Source organism: Methylocaldum sp. (assembly GCF_039794385.1).
GTDB lineage: Bacteria > Pseudomonadota > Gammaproteobacteria > Methylococcales > Methylococcaceae > Methylocaldum.
The window spans coordinates 1-3,711 of record NZ_JBDIVO010000409.1 but is presented as its reverse complement, the minus strand read 5'-3'; the positions used below and the strand labels follow the sequence as shown (position 1 = coordinate 3,711).

Here is a 3,711-nt window from a genome sequence, read left to right as displayed (position 1 = left end):
ATGTCGGTTTTCCAACAAAAGCGATCGGCGGATCACGGCAGTCGGGCGAGAACTCGGCTAAGCTTCCATGGCGCCGGAACGGGCACCGTTGCCTGCCGGTGTCCTGAGTATTACCCCTAATTGGAGATGTCTGTGAACAAGATCGGCAAGTTCGGTGTGGTGGGGATTCTGGTGATTGCGGGCGGCGCATCCGCCGCCTCGGCGGAAGAAGTGCCCAAAGTATTTCGCGATGCGCCGGCCCAGAAAGGCCAATGGCGCATGGAGATTCTCAAGTTCGACGGCGGCGAAGGCGACGGAGAGGCTGTGAGCGCCATGCCCAAAAGCATGTCGATGTGCATGGACAGCATCATGGACATGGCCAAGAAGAGTGAGCAGCAGCAGGGGCCGAGCACATGCCGCGGCAAGATCCTCGAAAACAAGGATAATCGCGCCGTTTACGAGGCCACGTGCGAAAGCGGCGTCTACCGCAGCACCATAACCCGTGAGGGGCCGCGTTCGTTCTTGATCGAAGCCGCCGGGAAGAGCCCAGAAGGCTCTTTCGCCATGACATCACGCTACACCTACGAAGGGCCCTGCAAGGGAAACGGCGGGCAGCCGGCCATCAGCTTCGACAAGAACAGCGAAGCCTGCAAGGCGATGAAAGCGCAGATGTTCCAGATGGACCCGAAGATTGCGTGCGCCGGCGCGACGGGAGCGGCCCGCCAAACCTGCGAGCAGCAGATGGCGCAATCGCTCGCTCAAATGAAGAGTATGTGTGAATAATGGCGGCGTATTCGATCCGCGAATTTTCCGGATCGTGGGCCCGCGGCTCGGAAATTCTTTCCCGGCGCCGCCGTCCGGCCAACGGATTCGTCGGCAAAGGATTGCCGACCTACGACTGAGCACCCTGTAGGTCGGGAATCCTTTCCCGACGTTACGGTCCTACCGAGCGTCTTCGTCGGCAAGGGATTGCCGACCTACGACCGTGCACCCTGTAGGCCGCGAATCCCTTCCCGACATTCGCTAGATTTTTTGTCGAATGACCGAAGCCGTAGAACGACTCGAGAAACGAGCAACATGCTACGCAGGATAGGGCGATAGCCGCCAGTTCACGGGCTGTTGTACAGCACTTCGCCCAGCGCCCCGATATCGTAGCCGCCTAGGCTTTGGGCCTTTTCCGCGAATTCCGGGGCGCGGGTGAATTTCAGCAGGGTTTGGAACGGCGGCTCGAAATAATCGCGCCGGCGGATGACGAGGTCGAAGCGTTCCCGCGCCAGAGTCAGGAATTCCAGTTTCATTTGCCGGGCCACGGACTGCACCGCGATGCCGGCGTCCGCCTGGCCGCTGCAGACCGCAAGCCCGATGTCGACGTGGCCGCGGGCCGGCTGGGACAGGAGATTCAAACTCTCGATCGAAAGCCCCGACTGCTTGAGCAAATGCCGGAAGAGCAGACGGCTGCCGGCGCCTTCCTGTCTTTCGATGATCCGCGCGCGGGTCCGGGCCAAATCGGAGAGGGCACGGATGCCGAGCGGATTGCCGGCCGGGAGCACCAGTCCCTGCTCCCGCCAGGCCCAGTGCAGAACCACGATTTCCGCGCCTTTCAGATGTTCCTTGACCGCCGGCAAGTTGTATTCGTCGCTTGCCGGGTCGAGCAGGTGAATGCCGCACAGCACCCCTTCGTCGGCGGCGAACCGCTCCAAACCCTCGGTGCTGCCGTTCATCTGCATGGCCAAGGGGTAACCGGTTTCTCCCAGTGCCCATTCCAGCAGCGGATCGTGACTGCCGACCACCACCTGCGGCAGCGGGCGGACTTCCGCGCCCGGCTGTACCTGGAACTCGCTGTTCTGCTTGAGCCAGATGTCGATCTGCTCCTTCGGGAACAGCCACTTGCCCGTGACCCGAGTGCAGGGAATGCGTTTCTGGGCAAGCAGATCGTAAATCTTGCGTTCTTTGAGACGCAGATAACGCGCGACTTCCGGAACCGTCATCATGTTCTGCGTATCCGATTCGTCCTTTACCATGATTGGGTCTCAATCGTTTCTTGGAGTAAGAAATTCAGGACTGTACCTGCATAAACCAAAGGGATTGTAACCCAAGGGCTATGGCTATAAACGAAAGCCCATATCGACTAGCGCCTGCCTCACCCGATCATCCCCGAGAAACTCCCGAAAACGGCGAACACCGGGTTTTTCCAAATGGCTTTTCGGCACCAGAAAATCGTAATGTTCGTCCTGAACGGGTATGAACCCGAGACCGTATTGGGCGGCGACCGTTTCGATGGCGACGCCCCAGTCGGCGCGGCTTTGCGCCACGGCGGCGGCCACCGCGTTGTGCGACTTGGGTTGCACGGGGTAGCCGGGCGGCTGCCCGCCTTCGAGCAAGCGGTCGATCAGGATGCGGGTTCCGCTGCCGGCATTGCGGTTGATCATGAGGCAGCTCGCATCCTCGCGCGCAGCGGCCAGCGCCGCTTCGAGCGGTTTTCCGGCAAACCGCGGGTCGTCCTTGCGGAACACGATGCCCTGCATGCGGCGGTAGCCGGGGACGAGTTCGAGTTCCGCCGTCAGCAGGTGGCGGTTGTATTCGCCGGTCGCGGGGTCCATGAGATGCACCCCGGCGATGTCGCATTCGCCCCGCTTGGCCGCCGCCGCGCCGCCCATGCTGCCGACGTAGAAGGCTTTGACGCTTAAGGCCCGCTGCTGCAATAGCGTCAACAGATAATCCAGCCCCGCGCACTGGCTGCCCACGAACACCAGTTCGGCGGGTTCCAGCGCCTGGCCGAGCAGTTGCACCGAGACTGCGCTGCCCGCCGGAACCTGTTCGGTGCGCTGGTCGATGGCGATGAACCCGTCCGCGAAGCTGAAAGCGGTCACCGCGCCGGAGCCTTTTCCCATTGGGTAGGCCGCGAGTCCGTCGTCGGTCGGCATCAGGCTGACCAAAAGGTATTCGGTGCGTCCCCGCTCCGATGTAACCCGCATGGGCAGCGTGGCTTCGACCGACCGTGTTCTCGCGGCGGGCAGTCCCGCCAGGCGCCTCAATACCGGAGCGACGAATTCGTGGAAATTGAAGATGGCCGAGGTGGGAAAGCCGGGCAGCACCACCACAGGCTTGCCGTCGGTCACGGCCAGGCAAATCGGCTTGCCGGGTTTGAGCGCCACCCCGTGCGCCACGATGCCGGGGTTCTTCAAGGCGCTGACGGCGCGGTAGGACAGGTCGCCCGCGCCTTTCGAAGTGCCGCCCGAGAGCAGCACCATGTCGCATTCCAAGCCCCGCCTCAACGCGCTATCGAGTGCCGACTCGTCATCCGGCACCACGCCGAGGCTCACCGGTTCGCCGCCGAGTTCGCGCACGGCCGCCGCGAGTATCGTGCCGTTGGAGTCGTAGACCTTGCCGGGGCGCAGGGGCTCGCCGGGCGGAACGATTTCGTTGCCGGTGGAGATGATTGCGACGCGCGGGCGGAGATAAACGTCCACCTGGTCCAGACCGATGGCGGCCAACACCCCGAGCTCCCGCGACGTGAGCCATTGCCCGGCGCGCATCACGGTTTCGCCTTTGGCGACGTCGGTGCCGGCGAAAGCGACGAACTGGCCGGGCAGGGCGGGTTTGCGGATTTCGATGCGGAGCGGCTGGCGATCTTCCAGCAATTCGGTGTGCTCGATCATCACCACCGCATCGGCGCCCCTCGGCAGCATGCCGCCTGTCGCGATGGGGGTGGCGGTCCCGGCCGTGACGGCC

3 protein-coding genes are annotated in these 3,711 nt (G+C 63.0%); 1 reads left to right on the top strand and 2 read right to left on the bottom strand.

Going from position 1 to position 3,711, the window contains the following annotated elements; translation table 11 throughout:
* The first annotated feature begins 132 nt into the window (after positions 1-132).
* Positions 133-762 (top strand): hypothetical protein, encoded by a 630-nt coding sequence (locus tag ABJK70_RS21745; protein WP_077728564.1) that lies wholly within the window; start codon positions 133-135, stop codon positions 760-762.
* A 326-nt stretch (positions 763-1,088) separates the two neighbouring features.
* Here ABJK70_RS21745 and ABJK70_RS21740 read toward each other — a convergent pair whose 3' ends face one another.
* Entirely contained in the window at positions 1,089-2,000 is a 912-nt protein-coding gene (locus ABJK70_RS21740) for a helix-turn-helix transcriptional regulator (protein WP_347259109.1), read from the bottom strand.
* An 84-nt stretch (positions 2,001-2,084) separates the two neighbouring features.
* Positions 2,085-3,711, bottom strand: a 1,627-nt coding sequence (locus tag ABJK70_RS21735) for a molybdopterin biosynthesis protein (protein ID WP_347259108.1), incomplete at its 5' end; no start/stop codon positions are given.